This is a genomic window from Subtercola sp. RTI3, assembly GCF_035018625.1.
Lineage (GTDB): Bacteria > Actinomycetota > Actinomycetes > Actinomycetales > Microbacteriaceae > Subtercola > Subtercola vilae.
The window spans coordinates 24,414-48,574 of the sequence record NZ_JASJXO010000005.1; the positions used below are offsets into that span (position 1 = coordinate 24,414).

25 protein-coding genes are annotated in these 24,161 nt (G+C 63.2%); 17 read left to right on the forward strand and 8 right to left on the reverse strand.

Annotated elements, in window-relative coordinates; all coding sequences use genetic code 11:
• Positions 1–100: 100 nt before the first annotated feature.
• Positions 101–1,558 (reverse strand): DUF2079 domain-containing protein, encoded by a 1,458-nt coding sequence (locus QN358_RS03365; protein WP_323511599.1) that lies wholly within the window; start codon positions 1,556–1,558, stop codon positions 101–103.
• Positions 1,559–1,651: 93 nt separating this feature from the next.
• Here QN358_RS03365 and QN358_RS03370 point away from each other — a divergent pair, with 93 nt between their 5' ends.
• Positions 1,652–2,356, forward strand: a complete 705-nt coding sequence (locus tag QN358_RS03370) for a response regulator transcription factor (protein WP_136640760.1) — start codon at positions 1,652–1,654, stop codon at positions 2,354–2,356.
• Positions 2,353–3,819 carry a sensor histidine kinase gene (locus QN358_RS03375; RefSeq protein WP_136640759.1) on the forward strand — a complete coding sequence of 489 codons (1,467 nt, stop codon included), beginning with the start codon at positions 2,353–2,355 and terminating at the stop codon, positions 3,817–3,819. The genes QN358_RS03370 and QN358_RS03375 overlap by 4 nt, the downstream gene beginning before the upstream one ends.
• A 49-nt stretch (positions 3,820–3,868) precedes the next feature.
• Here the strand turns inward: QN358_RS03375 and QN358_RS03380 are convergent, their stop codons facing one another.
• Positions 3,869–4,240, reverse strand: coding sequence for a DUF4267 domain-containing protein (locus tag QN358_RS03380; protein ID WP_136640758.1), 372 nt, complete (start codon positions 4,238–4,240; stop codon positions 3,869–3,871).
• Between the two features lie 48 nt (positions 4,241–4,288).
• Positions 4,289–4,759: a DUF1772 domain-containing protein gene (locus QN358_RS03385; protein ID WP_136640757.1), complete on the reverse strand. Its 471-nt coding sequence runs from the start codon at positions 4,757–4,759 to the stop codon at positions 4,289–4,291.
• A 168-nt stretch (positions 4,760–4,927) separates the two neighbouring features.
• On the opposite strand from QN358_RS03385, the gene QN358_RS03390 reads away from it, so the two are divergent.
• The 7 genes from QN358_RS03390 to QN358_RS03420 all read left to right on the forward strand — a co-directional run bounded on the left by QN358_RS03390 (position 4,928) and on the right by QN358_RS03420 (position 12,882).
• Entirely contained in the window at positions 4,928–5,494 is a 567-nt protein-coding gene (locus QN358_RS03390; protein WP_136640756.1) for a TetR/AcrR family transcriptional regulator, read from the forward strand.
• Between the two features lie 89 nt (positions 5,495–5,583).
• Positions 5,584–7,086: a GH32 C-terminal domain-containing protein gene (locus tag QN358_RS03395; RefSeq protein ID WP_136640755.1), complete on the forward strand. Its 1,503-nt coding sequence runs from the start codon at positions 5,584–5,586 to the stop codon at positions 7,084–7,086.
• A 47-nt stretch (positions 7,087–7,133) separates the two neighbouring features.
• A complete protein-coding gene (locus QN358_RS03400; protein ID WP_323511600.1) occupies positions 7,134–8,483 on the forward strand; it encodes an ABC transporter substrate-binding protein in 1,350 nt (449 codons plus the stop codon).
• A 56-nt stretch (positions 8,484–8,539) separates the two neighbouring features.
• Positions 8,540–9,421, forward strand: a complete 882-nt coding sequence (locus QN358_RS03405; RefSeq protein ID WP_136640753.1) for a carbohydrate ABC transporter permease — start codon at positions 8,540–8,542, stop codon at positions 9,419–9,421.
• Positions 9,418–10,320 carry a carbohydrate ABC transporter permease gene (locus QN358_RS03410; protein ID WP_136640752.1) on the forward strand — a complete coding sequence of 301 codons (903 nt, stop codon included), beginning with the start codon at positions 9,418–9,420 and terminating at the stop codon, positions 10,318–10,320. Before QN358_RS03405 ends, QN358_RS03410 begins: the two co-directional genes overlap by 4 nt.
• A 31-nt stretch (positions 10,321–10,351) precedes the next feature.
• Positions 10,352–11,362 carry a LacI family DNA-binding transcriptional regulator gene (locus QN358_RS03415; protein ID WP_323511601.1) on the forward strand — a complete coding sequence of 337 codons (1,011 nt, stop codon included), beginning with the start codon at positions 10,352–10,354 and terminating at the stop codon, positions 11,360–11,362.
• On the forward strand, positions 11,359–12,882 hold the full coding sequence (locus QN358_RS03420; RefSeq protein ID WP_323511602.1) for a glycoside hydrolase family 32 protein: 1,524 nt from the start codon (positions 11,359–11,361) through the stop codon (positions 12,880–12,882). Before QN358_RS03415 ends, QN358_RS03420 begins: the two co-directional genes overlap by 4 nt.
• Here QN358_RS03420 and QN358_RS03425 read toward each other — a convergent pair.
• Entirely contained in the window at positions 12,816–14,375 is a 1,560-nt protein-coding gene (locus QN358_RS03425) for a glycoside hydrolase family 32 protein (RefSeq protein WP_323511603.1), read from the reverse strand. The genes QN358_RS03420 and QN358_RS03425 overlap by 67 nt on opposite strands.
• A 131-nt stretch (positions 14,376–14,506) precedes the next feature.
• Between QN358_RS03425 and QN358_RS03430 the strand changes: the two genes are divergently transcribed.
• Positions 14,507–15,535 carry a LacI family DNA-binding transcriptional regulator gene (locus QN358_RS03430; RefSeq protein ID WP_323511604.1) on the forward strand — a complete coding sequence of 343 codons (1,029 nt, stop codon included), beginning with the start codon at positions 14,507–14,509 and terminating at the stop codon, positions 15,533–15,535.
• Here the strand turns inward: QN358_RS03430 and QN358_RS03435 are convergent.
• The gene (locus QN358_RS03435) at positions 15,525–16,622 is read right to left on the reverse strand and encodes an SDR family oxidoreductase (protein ID WP_323511605.1); all 1,098 of its coding nucleotides are present in this window, start codon (positions 16,620–16,622) and stop codon (positions 15,525–15,527) included. The genes QN358_RS03430 and QN358_RS03435 overlap by 11 nt on opposite strands.
• A 77-nt stretch (positions 16,623–16,699) precedes the next feature.
• Between QN358_RS03435 and QN358_RS03440 the strand changes: the two genes are divergently transcribed.
• The gene (locus QN358_RS03440; protein WP_323511606.1) at positions 16,700–17,011 is read left to right on the forward strand and encodes a helix-turn-helix domain-containing protein; all 312 of its coding nucleotides are present in this window, start codon (positions 16,700–16,702) and stop codon (positions 17,009–17,011) included.
• 145 nt (positions 17,012–17,156) lie between these two features.
• Here the strand turns inward: QN358_RS03440 and QN358_RS03445 are convergent, their stop codons facing one another.
• Together QN358_RS03445 and arfB are read right to left on the reverse strand one after the other, a co-directional pair.
• A complete protein-coding gene (locus QN358_RS03445; protein WP_323511607.1) occupies positions 17,157–17,801 on the reverse strand; it encodes a TenA family protein in 645 nt (214 codons plus the stop codon).
• A 95-nt stretch (positions 17,802–17,896) separates the two neighbouring features.
• Positions 17,897–18,319: an alternative ribosome rescue aminoacyl-tRNA hydrolase ArfB gene (gene arfB, locus QN358_RS03450; RefSeq protein ID WP_136640744.1), complete on the reverse strand. Its 423-nt coding sequence runs from the start codon at positions 18,317–18,319 to the stop codon at positions 17,897–17,899.
• Positions 18,320–18,426: 107 nt separating this feature from the next.
• Between arfB and QN358_RS03455 the strand changes: the two genes are divergently transcribed.
• The 3 genes from QN358_RS03455 to QN358_RS03465 are packed head-to-tail and all read left to right on the forward strand — an operon-like array spanning position 18,427 to position 20,328.
• Positions 18,427–18,888 (forward strand): MarR family winged helix-turn-helix transcriptional regulator, encoded by a 462-nt coding sequence (locus QN358_RS03455; protein ID WP_237280224.1) that lies wholly within the window; start codon positions 18,427–18,429, stop codon positions 18,886–18,888.
• Positions 18,885–19,700, forward strand: a complete 816-nt coding sequence (locus tag QN358_RS03460; RefSeq protein WP_323511608.1) for an NAD(P)-dependent oxidoreductase — start codon at positions 18,885–18,887, stop codon at positions 19,698–19,700. Before QN358_RS03455 ends, QN358_RS03460 begins: the two co-directional genes overlap by 4 nt.
• 52 nt (positions 19,701–19,752) lie before the next feature.
• Positions 19,753–20,328, forward strand: coding sequence for a GIY-YIG nuclease family protein (locus tag QN358_RS03465; protein WP_323511609.1), 576 nt, complete (start codon positions 19,753–19,755; stop codon positions 20,326–20,328).
• Positions 20,329–20,349: 21 nt separating this feature from the next.
• On the opposite strand, the gene QN358_RS03470 is transcribed toward QN358_RS03465, so the two are convergent.
• The gene (locus QN358_RS03470; RefSeq protein ID WP_323511610.1) at positions 20,350–21,732 is read right to left on the reverse strand and encodes a serine/threonine-protein kinase; all 1,383 of its coding nucleotides are present in this window, start codon (positions 21,730–21,732) and stop codon (positions 20,350–20,352) included.
• Positions 21,733–21,936: 204 nt separating this feature from the next.
• On the opposite strand from QN358_RS03470, the gene QN358_RS03475 reads away from it, so the two are divergent.
• From QN358_RS03475 to QN358_RS03485, 3 genes are all read left to right on the forward strand, one after another.
• On the forward strand, positions 21,937–22,347 hold the full coding sequence (locus QN358_RS03475; RefSeq protein ID WP_136640827.1) for a MarR family winged helix-turn-helix transcriptional regulator: 411 nt from the start codon (positions 21,937–21,939) through the stop codon (positions 22,345–22,347).
• 133 nt (positions 22,348–22,480) lie between these two features.
• Positions 22,481–22,738: a DUF6458 family protein gene (locus QN358_RS03480; RefSeq protein ID WP_136640739.1), complete on the forward strand. Its 258-nt coding sequence runs from the start codon at positions 22,481–22,483 to the stop codon at positions 22,736–22,738.
• Between the two features lie 5 nt (positions 22,739–22,743).
• Positions 22,744–24,126 (forward strand): protein kinase domain-containing protein, encoded by a 1,383-nt coding sequence (locus tag QN358_RS03485; protein WP_136640738.1) that lies wholly within the window; start codon positions 22,744–22,746, stop codon positions 24,124–24,126.
• The last annotated feature ends 35 nt before the right edge of the window (positions 24,127–24,161 follow it).

The following is a 24,161-nucleotide window of genomic DNA, read 5'->3' on the forward strand; positions in this document are numbered from 1 at the left end:
CAGAATGCGCAACCTTTTACGATGGCGGAGAGTCCGCACAACTGAAACGCGCCGCCCTCCGATGGCAACGGAACACCGCGAGACGGTCTGAGCAGCGAGGTCACTGCCGAGCGAGAAGTACCACCCCGTCAGCGGCATCGACCATGCGGTAACCAGAACCCTCCGCTGAGTCCACGAGGCGGGCGAGCGCGCCTGAGTCGAGCGGAAACTGGTGGGGGATGGATGTGTCGGCGACGATGAATTCGGGCCTGCTGGTCTCGATCGGAAGGATGCCGAAGAGACTGACCTCTGCTCTGCCGGTGAGTTGTGCAGCGAGGGAGTTCGACGCCGCGACGCTGGCTCCGTCGGGGATTTTCGCCAAGACGCTCCGAGCCGCGGTCACGTGCTCACTCGGCTGCCACAGGGCGGGGGAGAACAGCTGCGCGAGCGGAGACGCCGTGAGCAGTGCCGTCGTGGACACCAGGCTCACCAGAAGAACGAGTCGGTGTCTGGCAGAACCCCATCCTCTGCGCCTGAGCCGCACGAGCGCGTCGACGAAGGCAGCGCTCACAATGGGCACGAGCACCGCATCGTAGTGAAACGCGTTGCCCCAATAGCCGGGGTTGTCAGAGAGAAACCGCCACGCCAGAGTCGGGATGACCAGAAGCACGATCGGCGAGCGGAGCGCGATGAACGCGGTGGGCAACAGCAACAGAATGACCGTCTCGACCTTGAGGTTGTTGAACATCAGAGTCATCAGCTGGTACATCGCGCCGTCGAGCCCGATCTGGCCCGTGTAGCTGTTCTGACCGCCGGGGTTGAAGAGCGGAATCAGGGCGTAGCTCTCGATGGCAGTGGCAGCGAGACCGAACATGACCGTCGCGATGCCCAGGCGTCGAACGGGCCGATTAAAACGGCCGGCGAGCACGGCGATGAGCGCACCGATCGCCGCCACGGTCAGCCCGAGGTCTTCTTTGACAAGAACCAATGGCGCGGCCCACAGTGCGGCAGCCCTGAGGCGCCTATTGCCGAGCGCAGTGAGAGAGAACGAAAGGAGGGGTACGGCACAAGCGATTTCGTGAAAGTCGAACGCGACGGCATGGGCGAGGCCGCCTGCGAGCCCGTAGCTGATCGCGACGACGATCGCCGTTTTCGGGCCCAGGCTGCGGGCGGCCCAGATGGTGAGCGGTACGACCCCGACGGCGATGAGAACGGCTTGGGCGACCAGCAGCACCTGCGGGCCGTTGAAGACGAGGTAGAGGGGCGCTAGTGTGGCCAGGATCGGGGAGAAATGGTCGCCCAGCAACGAATAGTCGATGCCCTTCAGCAGCGACGAGGGCAGCTTTCCTTCAGAGTAGGCACGTACCCCTTGATCGAAGATTCCGAGGTCATACCCTGTGGTCAGCAACTGCGCGTGTCGCTGCAGTGCCAGTGTGGCGAAGATCGCGGCGAGCACCAGTGCGCTGCCCCAGCCCAGACGGTGGGCGCCACCGAACGAGTGCACCACACGCCCCCGATGCGCCAGAGGGTGACCGGTGTGGTGTTCGGGCCGATCGGCAAGCAGTGTGTGGTGAGCCATGCACTGATGGTGCGAGCCGGCGGCTGACCGCCTCCTGATGTACCCTGACGTTTTCGTCAGATTCCCGCGGAGCGGGGGTGCGAGACTGGGGCCATGCGCATCTTGGTCGTCGACGATGAGCGAGCGTTCGCCCGAGTTCTGGCCACCGGGCTCACCGCTGAAGGTTTCGTGGTCGATACCGTCTACGACGGTCGCACGGGATACCTGATGGCGGCGACCGGGGCCTATTCTGCGATTGTTCTCGACCTGATGCTGCCCCACCTGAGTGGGTTCGCCGTGTGTGCCCGGTTGCGCGCCGACGGAGTCATGACGCCGGTGATCGTGCTCACCGCCAAGAACGGCGAGTTCGACGAGGTTGAAGCTCTCGAAAGCGGGGCAGATGACTACCTTCGAAAACCGTTCAGCTACCCGGTGCTGGTGGCGCGCATCCGGTCGCTGCTTCGTCGCCCCACCTCGATCTCTGACAGTGTGGTCACCATCGGCGATCTCGTGATTGATGCCGCCCGTCGCCGTGTTCAGCGTGGGGCTACGCTCATCGAGCTCAGCGGCCGCGAATGGAACATCCTTGAGACACTTGCGCGGGCCGCAGGTACCGTCGTCTCAAAAGAAACTCTGCTCGTCGAAGTGTGGCCGAACGAAGCCGATGATGTGAACCTCGTCGAGGCGCGGGTCAGCGTCTTGCGCCGCAAGATCGACGTGCCCTTCGGGCGGCGCTCCCTCGAAACTGTGCGCGGTGCCGGTTACCGCCTCGTCGACGATCGACCCACGCCCGATAGTCGGGCGGAGGTGCACACGTGAGAGTCGTGCGTGTGCCCGCCCGGGTCACGATTGTGGTTCGTATTGCACTGATCGCCGGGATGCTGGCATCGGTACTGCTGGTGAGCGGAGCGCTGCTCGTGCGTGCGGCCCTGCACTCGGCCCAGATGACCGCGACGCAGCAATTGGCTGGGGTTCAGGCCTCGCAGATCATCGATGCGACACGCCAGAATGTGCGCCTGTTCGGCGAATTCGGGTCGTTGCCGTACGAACTCGTTCGCACCGATGGGGCGCTGATCTCGTCGTCGCCAGAATTCGTCAACGCTGAGAGCGACCGCCCGGTCGTGCCGCCCCCGCCCGAAGATGCGTCACAGATCGGCGGAGAAGTCTTCACGGCCACGATCGCCTCAGGGCCGTTGTCGGGTCAGACCCTGACCGCGGTGAGCAGCACGCTTCGCGCCTCGAGCATTCTCGTTGAGCCCGGAGGAGACATTCCCGGCGGCTCGGTCGCTGACGTGGATATGACGGCGTATCGAGCGTATGTGTTCGTGACAACGACCGCCGCAGACCGGGCCGTCGCGACCATCGATCCCTACCTCTGGGCGGGTGTGGTTCTCGCAGTCGTACTCCTGGCCGGTACTGCCGCGATCACCGCGAAACGGTCTCTGCGGCCGGTCGATCAGATGAGGCGGGCGGCAGACGCGATCGCGGGAGCGCCTGACGGAGCGCGGCTGAGTGTGCCCGACTCCGACGACGAACTGAGCGCGCTCGCGGCGACCCTCAATGCGCTGTTCAGCAGAATCGATGAGGCGGCGCTGCGCCAGAAGCGCTTCACTGCCGATGCCGCTCACGAGCTGCGCAGCCCCATCACGTCTCTCATCACCGCCCTCGAGATTGCTGAGGCCCACCCCGGTCTCGTGTCGGCAGAATCCACACTGTCGCACGTTCACGGCGAAGCCCGACGGCTGGAGGGCCTCGCCCGAGACCTGCTCGAGCTCGCGGCAGCGAGCAGTGCAGAACCGGCGCAAACCGAAGGGCGTTGCGATGTTCGGGCCGTTCTCCGCGACGCCCTCAGTGAAGTCGAGGCCCGATCTCCCGGCGTCGGTATCCGGATGCTGGAACCAGCGTTGACCGGGGCCGTTCTGGTGAGGCTCCCACCGCGGCAGTTGCGCCGGGTTCTCGTCAATCTTCTCGACAATGCGACTCGTCACGCCCGCACCGTTGTCGACAGTGAGCTGACAGTCGATGTCGACGCCTCCATGGCGCGCATTCACATCGCGAACGATGGCGCACCCATCCCGAACGACGATCTGGCACGAATTTTCGAACCGTTCGTTCGGCTCGACGAATCTCGTTCGAGAGACACTGGCGGCGCGGGGTTGGGGCTGGCGATTGCGTTCGAGATCGCAGCCGGGGCCGGGGGGTCGCTCACCGTGGCATCGACACCGTCGCGCACGGTGTTCACCGTCAGCCTCCCGTGCAGCGAAGATTCCGACGTCTCGTGAGGTGAAGCCCCGGCGGCGACAGAGAGACGGAACCCGGTCAGTACAGTCGTCAGCTCAACAGCAACAGGACTGAATCAATGAGAACCAGCACGGCAGTCGAGAAGTGGACTCCGAGAACGATGGATCTTCTGCCACCGTTTCTGGTGACGATCACGGCGTCGGCGAGGGGAATGAGAGCCATGACGAGCATGAACAACCCCGTCGCGTGTGCCCCGCCGAAGCAGACCAGCACGACACCGAGAAGTGCGACGCTGATGTCTCTGGCGCCTTTGGCGCTGAGATATGCCGAGCCGCCGTCAGACCCGGCCGGTACGCCGTAGCCCTCAGCGGCGACGCGGGGGTTCAGGAGGAAACGCACCCCGATCGCGCCGAGCGCGACGCTGATGAGGAGGGCAAGAATGTTGCCGATGATGAGGATCATGATCTTCTTTCTGGTGAGTGGCTGAGCGGGAAGCTGGTGCTGTTGGGGTCAGACGATGAGGGCGAGGGCGAGGGCAAGAACGGCCAGACCGAGCAGGGCTGCGCGGAGCCAGATGATCTTGTCCCAGTCGCGCTGCAGCGCCCGGGCGTTGGCCGGTGTCTCGTGGCTGTCGGCAGCGGCGGTGAGAACGCGGTTGATCGGCGCGCTGATACGCACGTAGAGCACAAGCCAGGTGACCCAGATGAGCGTCGCGAGCCCGGCGGCGATCGCCCCACCGAGGGTGCCAGAGAGGAGAAGTAAGACCGCCGCGGCCGCCGAGGCGATCAAACCGATGACACCGGGTACAGGCATTCGCTTGTCGCCGTACCGATGCACGTTGCCCATCGTCGAGGTCAGCGTCGGGTCATCGACCCGTTTCAGCGCGGGCTGCAACACGAGCGCGGAGAAGGCATCGGTGCCGAACACGAGGGCGGTTCCGAGAAGTGCCACAATCAGCGCACTGTTCACGAGGGCGTTCACAACGTCACCTCCGCACGCATGAGTGCTGACGAGGTCGCTGGGTCGATTGGTTTGACGTGCATAGGAGATCCTCCATCTGGGTTAGCGATGCTAATGCCACAACGATAATGCCGCTCGATCCATTTGTCAAAGCGTTGCTATAACAACTAGCGATGCTATGGTTTGAGAGTGACTACCGCTGATCGAAGACTCCGAGAACGTCTGGCGCAACGCCAGCTCATCACCTCCGCCGCCCGCAGAGTGGCCGAGAGCGAAGGCTGGGATGCGGTGACGACCCGCCGGCTCTCTGCCGAGATCGAATACAGCCAGCCGGTGATCTACAAGCATTTCGCGTCACTCGATGACCTGTACGAGGCTGTCGCGTTGCAGAGTTTCACCGAGCTGAGTGACGCGTTGCGAGAGGCTCGGGGGGTGGCAGGTCTCGACGACGTACGCGCGGTTGCCCAGGCGTATCTCGACTTTGCCGACGAGCATCCGGCACTGTACGAGGCGATGTTCACCAGAAGTACTCGGCTACCGTTCGGTGACTCAGAAACGCCTGCCGCGTTGACGGCGGCCTTTGCTGAGTTGCGCGCGGGCATCGCCTCGGTGGCCCAGGGCAGAGACGTCGACACTCTGACAGAGGTGTTCTGGGCGGCCCTTCATGGTCTCGTTTCGTTGCAGCGCGGCGGTCGTCTTCGGCACGGTGCCGAAGACGGCCGACTCGGGCTCCTGGTTGAGAGCCTGAGTCTCTGACGACAGGTTCTATTTGATTAACCGCTTGACCAAGAGGATTGACGCGTATATTCTCTGATCAAGCGGTTAATCAAAGGATGTCAACGACGATGCCACAACACATATTTTTTCAGCCTGAGGGTGCCTGGGTGGGGGATGTGATCCCGTTCGCAGAGAACGGCGAGTTTCGGTTGTTCTACCTCCACGAACAGCGCGCCTGCCCCAAGCCGGGTACTCCGTGGCACCTTGTCAGCACGAAAGATCTGGTGGCCTTCGAAGATGAAGGGCTGGCGTTCGACCACGGCTCGGCAGACGACGTCGACTACAACGTCTACACCGGGAGCATTGTGCGGGGCCGTGACGGCGAGCACCACATGTTCTACACCGGCCAGAATCCGAACCGTCTGGGCATCGACGGGCTGCCGTTGCAGGTCGTCATGCACGCAACGAGTTCAGATGGCGCTGAGACGTGGGTGCGGCATCCGGAGCACACGTTCGGGGCGGCAGAAGGCTACGAGAGTGCCGACTGGCGTGACCCGTTTGTGTTCTGGGATGCCCAGGCAGAGCTGTGGCGCATGCTGATAGCTGCCCGTCATGTGGAGGGCCCGTCTCGGCGGCGTGGGGTCATCGCCCAATGCGTGTCGACCGACTTGGCGAGGTGGACGTCGGTGGAGCCGTTCTGGGATCCGCGACGCTACATTGCACACGAGTGCCCCGAAGTGTTTCAGTGGGGTGACTGGTGGTACCTCGTCTACTCGGAGTTCTCAGACTCTTTTGTCACCCGCTACCGCATGTCGAAGACTCTCGATGGGCCATGGATCGCTCCGGCACACGACAGCCTCGACGGGCGCGCTTTCTACGCGGCAAAGTCTGCCGAGCGTGACGGGCGGCGTTTCTTCTTCGGCTGGATTGCGAGCCGCGTCGACGGCCACGACGACGGGGCGTGGCAGTGGGCCGGCACGCTTGCTGTCACCGAAGCGAGTCAGCGCCCTGACGGCACTCTGGCGTTCTCGTTCGCCTCGGAACTGCGTCGGCACTTCACCGAGACCGTGCCGATGGAGTTCGTCAACGGTGAAATCGAGAATCGAACGCTCGATGCCGGGGACGGTTATCTGACGGCTCTCTCTTCGACAGAGATACCGAGCCGGTTCTTTGCCTCGTTCTCGTTCGACATCGCGGCAGACACCGCCGAATGCGGGTTGCTTCTGAGGGCCAGCGCCGACGGCGACCGCGCCTATGCGGTGCGGCTCGAGCCGCGCCGTGGCCGCATGGTCTTCGACCGGTGGCCGCGAAAGGTCACGGGGGAGGGGCAGTGGGAAGTCTCGGGAGACGTACCCTACGTGATCGAACTAGAGCGGGCCTGTGACCTGCAGCCTGGGCGTCACACCCTCGAGGTCGTCGTCGACGGCGACCTCTGCGTTGCAAACCTCGATCGCTCAACGATGCTCAGCACCCGCCTCTACGACCACATCGACGGAACCATCGGGGTGTTTGTCGGAGACGGCTCCATCGATGTTCACGAGCTGACGGTCTCAACCGCTTCCGACAGCAGCGCTGTCGCGGATTCCGCCCCCGGCAGCGTTTCAAGCGAATCGCTTCTCATTCCCTCCTGACCCCAGCTTCACCTTCCTTTACTGTTCGATCAATGGAGATAGAAATCATGAAACACCGAAAACTGTTTGCCGCCGCGGCCACCACCGCAGCTCTCGCCCTGCTTCTGACCGGCTGCGGCGCTGGAGGCTCATCGGGCAGCGCCGACCCGACGAACATCCACCCGACAGGTGACATCAAACCGCGGGAGATCTCGTGGCTGCTGTCGCGACCGGCCGATGGTGGGGTGATCACTGCCATGAAGCAGATCGCCGACGAGTACGCCAAAGATCACCCCGGGTTCTCGCTCAACCTGATCAGCACGCCAGACAGGCCCTCGTACATCCAGAAGTACGAGACCCTCGCCGCGGCGAACCAGCTGCCCGAGCTGTTCGACACCGACGCAACCCCGTTCGCGCAGAAGCTTGCGAAGCAGGGCAAGATGATGGATGCGACCGCGCTGTTGAAAGACCTCGGCGTGTACGACGACTATCGGCCGGCGGCTCTGAACTACCAGCGGTTCGACGACGGCTCGCTGTACATGGTGCCGTTCGAGTTTCAGCTGGAGTTCTTCTGGTACAACAAGGCTCTCTTTCAGCAGGCTGGCGTTCAGATCCCCACCTCGCTCGATGATATCCCGGCCATGTGCACCAAACTCCGTGCAGCGGGCATCACCCCCATCGCGCTCGACGGGCAAGACCAGTGGCCGCTCGAACGGTACATGTCGTACTACCCCTTCAGAACGGCGGGCCCCGACTACATTCAGAGCCTGAAGAAGGGTGACGCGAAGCTCAGCGACTCCACCGGCACCGCTGCGGTCAACTGGCTCAGCACTCTCGGCACGGCGGGTTGCTTTCAAGACGGCTTCTCGTCGACCGGCTACTCAGATGCCCAGGCCTCCTTCACTTCCGGTAAGGCGGCCGTCTACAACATCGGCACGTGGGAGCTCGGTAGCCTCGCAACCGACAAGCTCGACCCCGCCATTCGGGACAATATCGACTACTTCACCCTGCCCGTGACGAAGGGTTCGGTGACCGACGCGAACGAATACGTGTCGCCGTCGGGTATCGGGATGGCCGTGAACTCGAAAACGTATGACCCCCTGGTGCGTGACTTTCTTTCGTTCGCTCTGAAGCGTTACCCGGCGGTGTACGCGGCGACCGGTGCTCTGTCGCCCACAACGAACGTCGCAACGACGATTCCCGCAAATGCGACACCGCTCTACCAGCGGGCCGTCGACCAGGCCAACACTGTGGGAGACAAGACAGCCATGCCGTGGGACACCCAACTCGACCCCACCTCGAACACCCGACTGCAGCAGGAGCTCACACTGCTTCTGCAGGGTGAAACGAAGCCAGACGAGTTCATCTCGACGATGGATGGGGTCATCGGCGAGAACGGTCCGAAAGCCTTCAAGTAGTACCGAAACCGTTCACTCCTGACGCAGAACCCCGGTTCTGCTAGAAAGGGACGCAGATGCTTCCCCAACGATCACGCCTCTCCGTGCTGATCTTCCTGATACCACCACTCGCCCTCTACGGCATTGCCGTACTGCTGCCGATCTTCCAGTCTCTGTTTCTCAGCTTCTTCGACTGGGACGGCATCAGCCCGATGACGTTCGTCGGAGCCGAGAACTACATCACGATGCTCACGGGTGACACCGTGTTCTGGAAGGCTTTCGGCAACACGCTCGGGTATGTGGCGATCTGTCTGGTGCTTCAGCTCGGAGGGGCGCTGATCGTGGCGAGCCTGCTCACCCTGCTCCGCCGCGGGCGCGAAGTCGTCAAGACCCTCTACCTGTTGCCCGCGGTCATCTCGACCGTGGCCATCGCGTTCCTCTTTCAGAGGGTCTACTCACTCGACCCCGTGGGCCTCATCAACCAGGTGCTCGCATTCATCGGTCTCGGCAACGTGCAACACGCCTGGCTCTCTGACGTGAGCACCGTTCTCGCCGCGGTGTCGATACCCGAAGGGTGGCGCTTCACCGGGCTCTACATGCTGATCATCTACGCCGCATTGCTGGCCGTGCCGGCCGAGCTCGAAGAGGCCGCAAAGATCGACGGGGCATCGTGGTGGCAGACGTTCTGGCGTATTCGGTTCCCCTACATTCGCCCGGTGTGGATCACCACCACCGTCTTGGCTACAACGAACGCGCTGCGCGGCTTCGACATCCCCTACCTTCTGACCAACGGTGGCCCGGGCCAATCGTCAGAACTCTTGACGACCTACATGTACAAAACAGCATTCACCAGCACCAACTACGGCTACGCCAGCGCGATCTCGGTGTTCGTGGTCATCGAATGCCTGGTCGCTGTTGGAATCATCTTTCTGATCCTTCGACGTAAGGCCGACGCATGAGCACCCTTTCACTGCACCGAGCCACCTCGGCCAGCGCAACAGAACGACCTCAGCCCACGTCACGGCGCCCGAAGCGAAACCTGCAGTCACGCATCACCGGCATCATCGTCGCCGCGATCGTCATCGTGCAGGTCTACCCCTTGGCGTGGCTCTTCATCACGAGTGTGCGAACCGAACAAGACTTCGCGGGCGGCAACCCCTTTGCCTTTCCCACCCAGATCACGTTCGACAACTACGCCAGGGCATTCGCGAACGGCAACCTGGGCCTGAACATCCTCAATTCCCTGATTGTCACCGTCGGAGCCATCGTTGTCATCGTGTTTCTCGGCATGATGGGCGCGTACGCGCTGCAGGTGCTCGGGTTCCGGTTCAGCAAATTCGTTCGCGGGCTCTTTCTCATCGGCATCATTGTGCCCGTGCAGGTGGCACTCGTGCCGCTGTTCGTCGACTACGCGCAGGCGGGCCTGCTCAACACGTACCAGTCGATCATCATCCCGCTCGCCGGCTTCGCGCTGCCCACGTCGGTGTACCTGTTCTCGTCGTTCTACGAGTACATTCCAAGCGAGATCTACGAGGCTGCCTCGCTCGATGGGGCCGGCCCGTACCGCATTTTCGGCCAGATCACCCTGCCGCTGTCGGTGAACACGATGGTGACGGTGGCGATGGTGAACAGTATCTTCATCTGGAACGACTTCATTTTCGCCAACACCTTCGTTCTCACCGATGGTCTCAAGACCATTCCGTTGGGGCTGCAGAACTACATTGGAGCAATGGGGAAAGTCGACTGGACGGCAACGTTCGCCGCCGTCTGCGTCAGCATCACACCACTGCTGTTGGTCTTCCTCATTCTCAACCGGGCCATGACGTACAGTCTGGCCAGCGGGGCGACCAAAGGATGACCGTGACAATGACGTACGTGGAGAAGCGACGATGAGCTCGGAACACGCCAGGCAACCGGTGACGATGAGAGAGGTGGCCGACGCCGCCGGTGTCTCGGTTGCCACTGTGTCACACGTCGTGAACAACAAAGAGGGCGCCCGCATCGGGGAAGACGCGCGCCAGCGGGTCAGGGATGCCATTCAAGAACTGGGCTATCGACCGAACGCACTGGCGAAGACGCTCTCGAGCGGCACCTCGAACTTCATCGGCCTCGTCGCCGACGCGATCGCAACCACCCCCTTCGCCGGGCAGATCATTCACGGTGCACAAGACGAAGCGTGGAAACACGGCTACGTCTTACTGGTGGCCAACACCGAGGGCGACCCTGCCGCAGAAGACGCCGCAATCACGATGATGCTCGAACACCAGGTGCGGGGCATCCTCTATTCCACCTGGTTTCACCGGGCTGTCACGGTACCCGAGGCACTGCGCGAAACCGACTACGTGCTCGTCGACTGTTACGAGGCCGGATCCACCGCCCCCGCCGTCGTTCCCGACGAGGTTCAGGGTGGTCGAACGGCCACCGAGTTGCTGATTCAGGCGGGGCACCGCACGATCGCGTTCATCAACACCACTTCACCCTCGCCGGCCCAGGAGGGGCGACTCGCCGGCTACCGCTCAGCACTCGAGGCTGCCGCGATTGCCTACGACCCCGATCTGGTGCTGAACGCCCCCTCGGACCAAGAAGGGGGATACGCCGCACTCGACCATGTGCTCACGCTCGACGCGACCGCCGTTTTCTGCCACAACGACCGAATGGCGATGGGGCTCTATGACAGGGCTCACGAACGAGGCCTCACCATTCCCGGCGACCTCGCGGTTGTCGGGTTCGACAACCAGGAGGTCATTGCGGCGCACCTCCGCCCGCCACTGACCACCGTTGCGCTGCCTCACTACGAGCTCGGGGCGGCGGGCATCCGGAGGCTCCTGGGGGATCCGAACCCGTCGGGCAAGCCCATTTTGATTCCCTGCCCGCCGGTCATCCGCGCATCCATCGCATGACGGACGATGCCGACAAACCGGTTTTTCACTTCACTCCGCAGAGAAACTGGATGAACGACCCCAACGGATTGGTGTACCTCGACGGCGTCTATCACCTCTTCTTTCAGTACAACCCCGACGGCAACGACTGGGGCAACATGAGCTGGGGGCATGCGACGAGCACCGACCTGCTGTCGTGGGCAGAGCAGTCTCTGGCGCTGCCCTACACGCAGGATGAGCAGATCTTCTCGGGCTCGATCGTTGTCGACCACGACAACACCACCGGGTTCGGCCAAGACGGTGTCGTACCTCTTGTGGCGATCTACACGCGTGTCACCTCGAACGCCGTGCAGGCCCAGGCTCTCGCGTTCAGCCTCGACCGCGGCATGACGTGGCAGAAGTACCACGCCAACCCGGTGCTCGACCGCAACTCGAGCGCATTCCGCGACCCGAAAGTGTTTCGCGCGGCCGACAGACACGGCCGCGAACGCTGGGTGATGGTGGCGGTCGAAGCCGAGCAGCGAATGCTCCTCGTCTACAGCTCGCACGACCTCATCACGTGGGCCTACGAGAGCACATTCGGGCCGTTCGGTGACGAGGGGGTCGTCTGGGAATGCCCCGACCTCTTTGCGCTGAACCTGAATGGAGACCCGTCGCACCCGAGGTGGGTTCTGGTTCTCAGCACCAACAAAGTACCCGACCACGATTCAGCTGCCTTCTCCTTCACGGGGCACTTCGACGGGCACGTCTTCGTGGCCGACGACGCCGAGACGTGGCGCCCGCTCGACTACGGCCGTGACTTCTACGCGGCCGTCTCGTTCGCAAACACACCCGACGCGTGTCGCATCATTCTCGGTTGGGCCAACAACTGGCAGTACGCCGCCGACGCTCCCACATACCCGTGGCGAGGCGCCATGACGCTGCCTCGGCAGCTCGAACTCACCGAAACCGGCATCACCCAGAACCTCCCCGCCGTGACAGAGGAAGCCCTGCCCGCTGAGCCAAGCCAGACCTACCAGGCCGACCACCTCGAGGGCCCCGTCATCTTCGATTCGGGTCGCCACTACCGATTCCGTCTCACCTGCACTCTCGACGATGCCGCAGAAGTCTCCGTCGGCCTGCTCTCGGGGGCTGGGATGCCGGCGGCTGTTCTCCACTACGCCGCCGGCACCCACACGCTGTCGTTCGAGCGAACACGGTCGGGCCGCAACGAGTTTCACCCGCGGTTCGCAGAGGTCAGCTCGGTACGGCTCCCGTCGTCGTCGTCGTCGTCGCCACAGTCGCTGTCACAGTCGCTGTCTCATCGTCTCGAGCTCGACATCTTCGTCGATGGGTGCATCGTCGAGGTGTTCGCCAACCGTGGGGCGGCCACCCTGACGATGCAGGCCTTTTCTGCTCCGGATGCACGCGAGATCGTCTTGTCGGCGGACGGCCGCGCGCCCATCCGTGCCCGGGTCGAGCTCTACGATCTGACTCAGATCACGGTGACGAACTCGCGAATGCTGATGTTGGAGAACGTTGCTGGGCCGCCATCGGAGTAGAGCGAGATGCCGGTGTCGCCGTCGGTGAACTGCACTTGTTGCGACAGCACGGTGTGGCCGGCGTTCACGAACACTTCGACGCTCTGCAGATCGACCAGAATGCGCAGGTGTACCGTGCGCGCACCCGAATCGATGGGAGCGGCCGCCCTGGTGTACGGCTGAAGAGAGTACCCGCTGAGGTCTGACGGCCCTCGGTCGACGTACAGGTCTGACCCGTATTTGCCGATGTTGGTGTGCCGAGTGCCGTTCGCGGAGCGGCCGACGGAGACGCCGACATTTGTTGCTGCGCTCCAGCTGATGTCGATGTCGAGTTCATACGCCCGCCCGCTCCAGGGCAGCACGAGGCTGCCGTTGACGACCTGAGTGGGAATTGTGGTCGTGCTGGTGGCGTATGAGGCGAGCGCGCTGATCGGCTGGCTGAGAAGCTGATACCGCCCGTCTGACTGGCGGGCGAACGTCAGTTCGCGAGTGATCGAATTCTGCCCGTTGTAGCCGTCGGATGAGTCGGTGGGAACCGTTCGGTTGGCGTACTTCCAGTTGTTCATCCAGGCCATGGCATACCGTTTGATGGTGGGCTGATCGACTGAAGGCCACGTGATTGCGGCGTACCAGTCCCAGCCCCAATCAAGCCACTGGGGGGTGACGTTGTCGGCAGTGAACGCGGTTCCGTTCCAGGTTCCGGTCCAGTACGCGTAGGTGCAGGGCAGACCTTCGTTATAGGCGTCCATACCGGCTCCGAGAACCCAGTGCTGTGTTCCGTCGTCGGCGGTCATCTGAAAGAGGTCGGGGCATTCGATACCGCCGAGGTTGTGGTCGGGGTAGTCGAAGTTGTTCCGCAGGGTCCAATCGATGAGGTTCGTCGAGGTGTAGAACGCCGCATAGCGTTCCCGACCGATGACGCAGACCCACTGGTTGTGCACCGAGTCCCACGCGACCTTGGGGTCGCGGAACCATTCGGCGTTCTCGACCTGCGCCGGAGTCGTGGCCGACCTGCCGTCGGTGTTCACGATGACGGGGTTCGGCCTGGCGGTGAAGGTGAATCCGTCGTCAGTCGAATAGAACAGGTACTGTTCCTGGTACTTGCGTACGCCGCCGGTGGGGCGTGTGGCGAGGGCGATAACGGCGCCCGCGCCGTACCCGGCCGTGTTGTTCGTGTCGATGAGGGTGCACCCCGTCCACGCGGGAAAATTCGTCTGCAACGGGATGACCGGGCCCTGGTAGGTGAACTTGACACCGTCTGTCGTGGTGGTGTGATCCCACCCGCCGTCTCCGTTGTCTATGGCCGAGTGGAGGTAGTACAACTGGTACGCACCTCGGGTGTACACGGGGCGCTGGGGATCGCAGAGCCAACCTGACGGTGGCGTCATGTGAAAGTGCGCCCGCAACGAGGTGACGGCGAGGGCAGGCAGTGGCGCGGCTTCGACCAGTACCAGAGCCGCGGCCCCGGCGGCACCGGCCTGAATGAGCTGTCGGCGAGTGAGGTGGGGTGTCATGATGATCTCTTTTCTGCACTGAATGAAGCGATCGTAACCAATACGTATTGGTAAGGGTGAATTTACCCACGTCGACACCAATATGCAATACGTATTTGTTTCTGCCATGATGAAAACGGCGAGGAGGCCCCGTGGCAAGCCGCGACGACGCACAACCAGCGAGACGTGTGACCATGAAAGACGTGGCCCGGCACGCGGGCGTGTCGCAGCCCACCGTCTCTTTCGTTCTCAACGACCGGCGAGACGTCTCTGTCGCCGAAAGCACCCGAACCCGGGTTCTGCAGTCGGCGCGAGCGTTGAACTTTCAGCCCAACAAGGCGGCCCAGGCGCTGCGTTCGAATCGCTCGTACACGGTTGGTGTGATAGCCGACCGTATTGTGTCTCAGCCCTACGCCGGTCGAATCATCACGGGCATCCAGCGCGCCGTGCAGAATGCGGGGTACGTCTGCTTCGTGGTGGAAACGGAACAGACCCCTGACGGCGGCAAGGCTGCAGTCGAGAATCTCATTCGTCAAGGAGTCGCCGGCCTCATCTATGCCGCGCCCGGCCCTGAAGTCATCCACCCCATCGCCGTGCCCTCTGACACTCGCGTTGTCTTCGTCAACTGCTTTCCTGCCGACGCGTCGAATGCCATCGTGGTGCTGGCCGATGAGTACCAGGGTGGTAAAGATGCCGCCGCTGCCGCCTTTGCGGCGGGGCATCGAGACCTCGCGTTTCTGGGTGGACCCGCAGACGACTTCGCGTGTCGGGAGCGCGTGCGCGGCTTGGCCGATGCCGCACGGCAGGCCGACATCGACCCCGCGACCATTCGTCTCGAGTTCGGAAATTATCAGGTGGGCTCAGGTTATGACCTGGCCATGACCGTGCTGGCTGAAACTCGTCCGACCGTACTGTTGTGCGGCAACGACCGGATGGCCGTGGGGGCGTTGATGGCAGCGCACGCCCTGGGGTTGCGATGCCCCGCTGACATCAGCATCGTCGGTTTTGACGACCAGCCCGACCTTGCAGACCAGATGCGCCCGCCGCTGGCGACGGTGGCGCTGCCGCACGAGCAGATGGGCTTCGACGCGGGCATGCTGCTTCTGGCTGGCGACGCGCCGCTGCGGCATATCGTGCCGTGCGAATTCAGGGCACGCAGCTCGCTGGCCGTCACGGGATGATGCGTGCCGTACGCAGCGCGGTGAAGATGTCGGCGAACATGGCTTCGGTCTCGATGTACTCGTGGAACCCGGCTCGGCGTGCCTTCGACGTATCTGCGATGACGTCATAGTCCCAGCCGAAAACGAAGTCTCCGAAGGCCCAGGAAGACACATCCGAATACGGCGTGCGCAGCAGGTCGTACTTCTGAACCATCGTGTTCCAGAGCGGCCCCTTGTCGGCCATCACGTCGGCCAGGCTCATCGGCAGCGGGGGCGCCACTTCGAGTTCGAAGAACTTCGCGATGGTGGCCCACATCGACTCCCACCGAAAGACGTCGCCGTTGGCGATGTTGTACGCCTGATTCGCACCCGCCGGGTTCGTTGCGGCCCAGACCGTGGCTTTGGCGAGCAGGTCGGCATCTGTCATCTCGATCAGGCTCGTGTACGCACCCGGTTTGCCGGGGAATCGGAAGGGGATGCCGAGCTCCCGACACACGGAAGCGTAGACGGCGATCACCATGGTCAGGTTCATCGGGTTGCCGAGACCCACTCCCGCGACGACGGACGGGCGTAACGCTGACCATGTCCAGGAGGCTTCTGTCTGCCGGTGCTCGAGGAACTGCTGCTGGTCGACGTTGAATTCTGGTGGCATGTGGGGTGGGTCATCCTCTCGGGCCGGAGTCTTGAACGGCCCGAGGTGAGCGCCGTAGACCTTGTATCCCTGCATGAGGCTGATGTGAACGAGATCGTTCGCGATGGGTTCGATGGCGTCGACCACATTGGTGAGCATGGCGAGATTCGGGGGCACCAGCTCAGACCACGTCGCTCGATCTTGGTACGCGGCGTAGAAGATGTGAGTGACGCACTCGAGCCCGGCGAGTGCCGCGGTGGTTGCGTCTCGATCGAGCAGGTCGACGGCGATGTGTGTAACCGCGGTGCCCGCTATGCCCGCTGTGTCGTCTGTGTCGCCTGTGGCCGCTGTGCCCCCAACGCCCCCGCGGCGCGAAAGGCCGATGATCTCCCATCCGCCCGTGTTCTGGAGGTGTCTGAGCAGGTTGCCTCCGATGACTCCTCTGGCTCCGACGACCAGTGCAGTGTGCTTCTTCATGACGTCCCATCGTTAGATCGCGATTTACCGATGCGTCACCATATCGTTAAATCGCAATATTGCGATATGATCTTCGTGTGGTGGAATCAGAGAGTCCCGACCTGGTGGTTGCGCTCAAAGCGCTCGGTCATCCGATGCGGTTGGCGATTCTGGGCTGGCTCAAAGAACCCGATTCTTTCCCTCCGCAAGATCGCCCGGCGCACGAGGTCGGCGTGTGTCTGAAGCATATTCAGGCTCGCGCTGAGGTGTCACAGTCGACGGCGTCACAGTTTATGGCGACTCTGCAGCGCGCGGGTCTCGTCACGTGCACGCGGGTGGGGCAGTTCTCGCACTACCAACGCAACGAGGAGGCCATTGCGGCCGTCGCGCGATCGGTCGCCATCTGCTGACGTGAGGACTTCGTCGGGAGCGGTTGGACTTTCAGCGCGTACGGCTCAAGTTGGACAGCCTCACCACGTACTACTGGGACAAGCCGGGTGCAAAGCGGAGCCACGCACGGCATCGCTCACGCATTGTTGTTCACCTAGCAGGCAGTCACTGGTCGAAGAAGTGCAGCTCGTGCTTCGACGAGACGGTGAAAGCCCGCCACATGAGTTCACGTTCGGCGGGCAGGGCGGACTGGGCCGCGGCATCCACGTATTCGATGGCCTGCTGGGTCGAGAGATCGAAGGCAGGGTCGGCGTAGGTGCTGAGCCAGCTGGCATAGGCGTGCGCAGGGTGTGAATACGTGACGAGCCGGGTGCCCAGGTCTTGGTAGAGCCAGAAACAGGGCAACAGGGCGGCGATGAGCACGGGATAGGTGGCCCGGGCCTCTGCGGCCGCGAGGTGGTTGAGGTAGGCCAGCGTCACATCGGATGCCTCGACAGAGCGCTCGTCGACGGCCAGCCAGGAGCGGTGCAGTTCGAGCTCGCTGACCAGCGCGCCGGCAGCGCACGTGGCCCAGAATGACTGCTCGGCGGTGGTGGGTGCGAGCTGGCTGGCCCGAGCCAGCGCGCGGGAGTACTCACGCAGGTAGAGCGCATCCTGGGCGAGGTAGTTGCGGAAGACGGCGGCCTCGAGGGTGCCCTCGGCAAGACCGCGAACGAACGGTAGCCCATCGATGGCAGTGCGGAGTGGTTCGATGCGAATCCACCAGTCGTCGAGCATCCGGTTCGCTGGAGAAGGTACCGCAGGCGTCATTTGCAGAAGCCTACCGCGGTGCTGTGGAGCGCTCGGCGATCGTGGTGCGCAGACCACGGAACGCAGACTGCGCTCTGCAGAGTGCCAAACGCAGATCACTCCGCCGAGGGGCGCCGCCGGTGTTGCTTCGTCTCCGAGCGCTGGCCCTTCGCGGCGAGCCGGCGGAGTTTCGATCCGCGAGTGGCTTTGGTGGGGCGGCGGGGGGCGGCATCCGGAGCCAGTGCCGAGACGATGATGTCAGAGAGTCTGGCCAGCGCGGTCTCGCGATTGCGCAACTGCGAGCGGCGCTCTGAGGCGATCACCGTGACCGAGCCGGCGACCAGACGCCGGGAAAGCCGCGCCAGGAGAAGTGCCCGCTGGGTTTCGGTGAGGGCTGTCGAGCCGGCGACATTCCAGATCAGTTCGACTCTGCTGTCGGAGGTGTTCACGTGCTGGCCGCCGGGGCCCGACGAGCGCGAGAACCGCCAGCTGAACTCAGACGACGGGATCGTCAGAGCGGGTGACACGACGAGGTCCATGGTTCAAGGGTGGCATGGGTGGATGTGTTGTGGGCACGGGTGCGCGAACGAGCGCGACTCCATAGGCCAGCGTTGACATATTGTTAGGCACCATACATAGTTGTAAGGTGCCTAACGATGCGAACGACTTCGAGCTCGATGTTCCCGGCCAGTGGGCGAAGAAATACTTTCTGGCCAGTCGTGCCCTGATGGAATCGGTGCTGCGCCCCTACGATCTCGGAACCACCCAGTGGTACGTGCTGTACCGGCTGAGCGACGAGCAATCGGTCGGCCAGAGCGACCTCACACGCGAACTCGAGGTCGAACGAGCGACCCTCAGCGCGGTCATCGCGGCGCTCGTCCGCAAGGGGCTCATCGAGCAGATCGCCGCCCCGCACGACCAGCGGCAGAAGCTGCTGCTCATCACCCCTCTGGGCAGAACGCTCTGGGCGTCACTGCCCGACCCGATGGCCCTGATCGCCGAGGTCGCCTTCGGTGGGGTCGACCCTGCCGACATCGCGACCATGAACCGCGTTCTCAGCGGCGCCACCAAACGACTCACCGACTACAAGAAAGAGAACAGATCATGACGATTCTCATCACCGGAGGAACGGGCCTCGTCGGCCCCCGCCTGCTCAAACGGTTCGCCGAGGCGGGCATCGAGTGCCGCGCGCTCGTTCGCCCCGGAAAGGAGCTGCCCGCCGGCGTCGAACGCGCCGAGGGCGACATTCTGAGCCCCGAAGCTCTCGAGGCTGCCGTCGAGGGGGTCTCGACCGTCATTCATCTCGCCGCCGTCTTCCGCACGCGCGATGAAGAGCAGATCTGGTCGGTCAACCGCGAGGGAACTCGCAACCTGATCGCTGCCGTTGAACAGCACGCTCCGGATGCGCGGTTTCTTCTGGCCAGCACCTCCAACGTCTACGACGCCGACAGCCCTCACCCCGGCCGCGAGGATGACGTTGTTAAACCAATCCTCGCCTACCCCGCCAGCAAGGTCGAAGCAGAGAAACTGTTGCGTGCCAGCTCGCTCACGTGGGGCATTCTGCGGCTTCCGTTCATCTACGGCGACAAAGACGGGCACCTCGAGGCCCTGCCCGAACTCGCCGCGGGCATGGCGTGGCATCCGGCACAGAGGCTCAGTGTCATTCATCATGCCGACATCGCCACGGCATTCACTCTGGCGCTGACGGGCGCCTTTGACGGGCGCACGGTGAACATCGCTGACGACGCAGCCCTCAGCATCTACGAGATGTCGCAGATCATCGGCTACCCCTACGGCTCGTCGGCCGAGCCGCTTGCCCAACCGTGGAAGGGGCAGATGGATGTGAGCCTCGCCCGCAGCCTCGGATTCGCGCCCACAATCGGCACCATCTACGAGGCCGCGCGCAAGGCGCTGCTCTGAGGTAGGGCCGCACTGCGGACCGGTGTCGGCGGCCTGCCGTAGGTTGGCCGCCATGACTGCTGCCCCAGGCGTGAAGTGTTCACTCGCGACGCCCGAGGGTGCACCGTGTTCGAATGTCGCCGACCCCGCGACCTGGCTGAACCTGTGCGAACAGCACCTTCTGGCCGCGTACGACCACGTTGCGGCAGGCGTCGGCGTGACCGATCTGCTCCCTACCGCGTGCGCCGCGTGCGGGTCTCGGCTGGGCGTGCGGTACCCGTCGGGCTGGTTGTGCGCCATCTGCGAGTGGCGTCTCGGCGAGATTCGCGACAGCGGTACGAGCCCCGTTCGCGTCGACGTCGTCTACTACGTGCGCTACCGCGACACGGTGAAGATCGGCACCTCGGCCAACCCGCGCGCGCGGCTCGCGCAACTGCATTACGACGAACTGGTCGCGTTCGAGCGCGGAAATCGGCACCGGGAACACCTGAGGCACCTGCAGTTCGCCACCCACCGCATCCCGCACAGCGAATGGTTCACGAACCACCCCGAGCTGGATGCCCATATCTCTCTGTTGCAGGCCGGAGTCGATGACCCGTGGGATCAGTACGCGCTCTGGCTCAGCCAAGCCATCGCCCTGCAGGGCTGACCTCGCGGAGCAACGACTGCTCTACCCGTTTCCTTTTCCCTTTCCCTTCCCGTTTCCGTTTCCGTTTCCGTTGTTGCCGTTTCCGTTTCCGTTGGTTGATGTCGCAGGGGTGGGCGTCACTGCTGGGGCTGCTGGTGTCGATGCTGTCGATGTTGTCGAGGGGGTTGGCGAAGCGGTGGTCGCGGTCTGTGGCGTCTGGTCGGGCAGAATCGAGGGCTGCGCGGGTGCTGGCGAAGTGGCGTCTGCGGGAACATCGATTGTCGTGTCTGTTTGGCTGGGAATGGGGCGTGGCCCGGCCGGATCGGTCGTGGGAGCGTTCAACCATGATCCACCGGCCCACACAATGCCTGCGACCAGCAGAGCGGCAGCAACAAGGGCGATCACCGTGCGGCGCTTGCCGCTGGTTCGGTGCGAGCTGAGCGGTATCGCGGGGGCCACTGAGCCCGCAAGAGGCAAGGTAGCCTCTGTGGTTTCAGGCACCGCAGGCATTCTGAGCGTGGGGGAGACCATCGCGACGGTGGCATCCGAGCGTGACGGAGCAGCGGTCGCGCCCTCCCATCCGGCAAGGTCGGCGCTGATGTCTCGTGCGCGAATGGCGACGTCGAGGGCGCTGGGCCGTGCGGCTGGGTCTCGGGCTGTCATCTGGGTGATCAGAGATACCCAGCTGGCCGGCAGGCTGCCGTCGACGCGAGGGTCGCGGGTGGCTCGGGCGCCCATGGATTCAACGATGGTGCCGGGGTACTCCCGATGCCCGGTGAGGCCCTCGAGGATCACGAGCCCGAGGGCGTAGACGTCGGCCTCAGGGCCGGGATCTGCGCCTGACGCTTGTTCCGGGCTGAGGTACGCGGCCGTTCCGATGACGGTACCGACAGTGGTCATCCTGTCGGCGCCGATGAGATGCGCGATACCGAAGTCTGCGAGTTTTGCTCGGTGGGTCGGTGACGGGAGGCCGGTCGGTGCCAGCAGGATGTTCGCCGGCTTCAAGTCGCGATGCACAATACCGAGGGCGTGCATGGCCGCCAGACCCTCGGCGATGTCTGACGCGATCTGCGCAGCCACCATCCCGCGGAGCGGGCCATGGTCAAGCGTCGAGCGGAGGTCGGGCCCATTGACGAGCTCCATGACCAGGAAGCTCGGGGTGGTTTCGTCACCAGACGCGAGATGGGCGTCATACATGGTGACCAGATTCGGGTGATTCAGGCGTGCCAGTACGTCGACTTCGCTTCGACGCCTGCTATCGTCTCGTGCCTCGCCGGGGTTGAAGAGTTTGACTGCAACACTGCGACCCAACTGCTGATCTGAGGCTTGGTACACGGTCGACATGCCGCCCGAGCCGATCCGCGAGGTCACCGTGTAGCGGCCGGCGAGCACCCTGCCGACCCACACGTTTTCGTCAGACTCCATGACGCCCTTTCTGCTGCTGAAACTTGATTCTCGCCGCAGATCAGGCGAATCGCTAGCCAAACTAGCAAATGATGGCACACACTGGTTGGTGTGACTGACCCATTTGACTACAGCGACCTGGTCAGAGCCAACGCTCACCCACAAGGTTCAGTGGCGCCCGTTGAGCAAGCGGGGGGCAGTGAGAATGTGCTCGAAGCGTTGCACATGTACCGAGCAGCCGAGGCCGCGATGCGACGGCGCACCGGCACAGCGATGGGGCTCGGGGAGAATGACCTGCTGGCGTTGCGGTTCGTTCTCGATCAACGGGCGGCGAGCATCCCCGTCGCGTCGAAAGACATCACCCGGTATCTGGGCATCTCCAGCGCCTCGACGAGCGTGCTTCTGCAGCGCCTTGAGGCCGGCGGTTTCATCGAGCGTCGCGAGAGCCTCACCGACCGCCGGTCAAGTGAAATCGTTCCGACGGCAAACGCCGAGGGTGACACCGGCCCCATGCTAGCCGTGGCACAGCAGCACATGGCCGAAGCAACCCAGAATCTCACCGCAGATGAGGTGCGCATCGTGACGCGTTTTCTGACGACGATGAAAGCGACTGTCGACCAGATCGGCATCGCGTAGCGAGCTGCTTATAGCCTCGCCGCAATCGTCATGTCAAGCCGATTGCTAGACCAATGAACTAGTTGCTATCGTCATGAGACTCTTGTCGGCAACTGCCGCTTTCACCACGAGCATTCGAAAGCAGGAAATTATCATGAGCCTTGGATCGGGCATCTTCCTTTTTGTTGTCGGCGCAATTCTTGCCTTCGCCGTGAACGTGCAGGTCTCCTTCATCGACCTGCATCTTGTCGGATACATCTTGATGGCTGCCGGTGTGCTCGGCATGATCATCGGAATAGTGCTCATCACACGGCGCCGCCAAAGCACAATGACCACGCGCTCGGCTGTTGACCCCGTGAGCGGCGAGCAGGTGTCCCGACGAACGATCGATCGCGACGACCCTCTCGTCTAGGGTTCATGATCGACAAGATGCTCGGCGATCGTTACCGGTTGCTCGAACCCATCGGATACGGCGGTATGGCCACCGTGTTCAGGGCGCGCGACGAAGTACTCGGCCGAGATGTTGCAATCAAACTCTTTCACACGGCCCAGGCGCAGTCTGGTCGGGTCGACGGAGAGCTTGCCGTGCTTGCCTCACTAGACCATCACGCTCTGGTTCAGCTGTTCGATGCTGGTGCCGAGTATGACGAGTATGGCCGAGCGAACCGATACCTGGTCATGGCTCTCGTCAACGGGCCAGATCTTCATGTGCACCTCACCAGCGGGCCCCGGCTCTCCGCGAGGCACATCGCCGAGATCGGGTATGACATGGCAGAGGCGCTCGACTACATGCATGCCCGCAACGTGATTCATCGAGACGTCAAACCGTCGAATATCCTTCTGGTCGACTATCAGGATGGGTCGTCGCGTGCGCGCGCCAAGCTCACCGATTTCGGTATCGCCCTTGCACACGACCTCGAACGACTCACAGCTCAGGGTGTGACAACAGGAACTGCGGGCTATCTCAGCCCTGAGCAGGCATCGGGTACCACCATCTCTGCTGCCACCGACGTCTACTCTCTCGGCTTGGTGCTGTTGCAGTGCTTCACCCGTCAGCTCGAGTACCCCGGCAGCATCGTCGAATCTGCCATGGCGCGCCTCGAGCGCGATCCGGTCGTACCGGAGAAGCTACCCGAGCTCTGGCGGGGGTTACTCGCGGCGATGACCGACCGTCACCCCAACAACCGGCCGCAACGCCACGAACTCGTGGCCGCCCTTCGCCACATTGTCATCGCCGAAAGCGGCCGGCACAAGGAGGAGGTTCTGCACCCGCTGTTTCCTGATGAGGCATCCCGCGCCGCCGCTCTGGCTCGCTCAGCGATCCTCGAGACGCTGCCCAACGAGGCACTGGATCGGGCCACCGCAATGGCCGCACGGGTGTTCTCTGCTCCCATCGCGATCGTGAGCGTCGTCGACCGCGACAAGACATGGTTCCGATCGCACTATGGCGACGCCGTCGATCAGATCGCCCGGCAGATCGATCTCACGGGCACACCCGCGCCGAGCGATGAGCCGGTCATCATCACAGACGGGCGTCTCGACGACCGTGCCAAAAACAGTCCACTCGTGACGGGCCCCCTGGGCCTGCGCTTCTACGTCGGGGTGCCGCTTCGTCGTCAGGATGGCACCGTGATCGGCACCCTCAGCGTGCTCGACTTCATTCCTCGCGGTGTCAGCACCGTAGAACTGGCGAACCTCGAAGACCTCGCCGCACTTATCGTCACCCAGCTCGAGTTGCGGCAACTCAGCCTTCAGACCACCGTTGAAATGACGACACCGACAGTGCGCCCCCTGACCTGAGCTCCGTACGGCGTCAGTGACGAACTCAGATGTCG

What these genes read in the sequence shown, in the direction of transcription:
- QN358_RS03365 (WP_323511599.1), bottom strand. Translation starts at nt 1,558, where the DNA reads ATGGCTCACCACACACTGCTTGCCGATCGGCCCGAACACCACACCGGT.
- QN358_RS03370 (WP_136640760.1), top strand. Translation starts at nt 1,652, where the DNA reads ATGCGCATCTTGGTCGTCGACGATGAGCGAGCGTTCGCCCGAGTTCTG.
- QN358_RS03380 (WP_136640758.1), bottom strand. Translation starts at nt 4,240, where the DNA reads ATGATCCTCATCATCGGCAACATTCTTGCCCTCCTCATCAGCGTCGCG.
- QN358_RS03395 (WP_136640755.1), top strand. Translation starts at nt 5,584, where the DNA reads ATGCCACAACACATATTTTTTCAGCCTGAGGGTGCCTGGGTGGGGGAT.
- QN358_RS03400 (WP_323511600.1), top strand. Translation starts at nt 7,134, where the DNA reads ATGAAACACCGAAAACTGTTTGCCGCCGCGGCCACCACCGCAGCTCTC.
- QN358_RS03405 (WP_136640753.1), top strand. Translation starts at nt 8,540, where the DNA reads ATGCTTCCCCAACGATCACGCCTCTCCGTGCTGATCTTCCTGATACCA.
- QN358_RS03410 (WP_136640752.1), top strand. Translation starts at nt 9,418, where the DNA reads ATGAGCACCCTTTCACTGCACCGAGCCACCTCGGCCAGCGCAACAGAA.
- QN358_RS03415 (WP_323511601.1), top strand. Translation starts at nt 10,352, where the DNA reads ATGAGCTCGGAACACGCCAGGCAACCGGTGACGATGAGAGAGGTGGCC.
- QN358_RS03420 (WP_323511602.1), top strand. Translation starts at nt 11,359, where the DNA reads ATGACGGACGATGCCGACAAACCGGTTTTTCACTTCACTCCGCAGAGA.
- QN358_RS03425 (WP_323511603.1), bottom strand. Translation starts at nt 14,375, where the DNA reads ATGACACCCCACCTCACTCGCCGACAGCTCATTCAGGCCGGTGCCGCC.
- QN358_RS03435 (WP_323511605.1), bottom strand. Translation starts at nt 16,622, where the DNA reads ATGAAGAAGCACACTGCACTGGTCGTCGGAGCCAGAGGAGTCATCGGA.
- QN358_RS03445 (WP_323511607.1), bottom strand. Translation starts at nt 17,801, where the DNA reads ATGACGCCTGCGGTACCTTCTCCAGCGAACCGGATGCTCGACGACTGG.
- arfB (WP_136640744.1), bottom strand. Translation starts at nt 18,319, where the DNA reads ATGGACCTCGTCGTGTCACCCGCTCTGACGATCCCGTCGTCTGAGTTC.
- QN358_RS03460 (WP_323511608.1), top strand. Translation starts at nt 18,885, where the DNA reads ATGACGATTCTCATCACCGGAGGAACGGGCCTCGTCGGCCCCCGCCTG.
- QN358_RS03465 (WP_323511609.1), top strand. Translation starts at nt 19,753, where the DNA reads ATGACTGCTGCCCCAGGCGTGAAGTGTTCACTCGCGACGCCCGAGGGT.
- QN358_RS03470 (WP_323511610.1), bottom strand. Translation starts at nt 21,732, where the DNA reads ATGGAGTCTGACGAAAACGTGTGGGTCGGCAGGGTGCTCGCCGGCCGC.
- QN358_RS03475 (WP_136640827.1), top strand. Translation starts at nt 21,937, where the DNA reads ATGTACCGAGCAGCCGAGGCCGCGATGCGACGGCGCACCGGCACAGCG.
- QN358_RS03480 (WP_136640739.1), top strand. Translation starts at nt 22,481, where the DNA reads ATGAGCCTTGGATCGGGCATCTTCCTTTTTGTTGTCGGCGCAATTCTT.
- QN358_RS03485 (WP_136640738.1), top strand. Translation starts at nt 22,744, where the DNA reads ATGATCGACAAGATGCTCGGCGATCGTTACCGGTTGCTCGAACCCATC.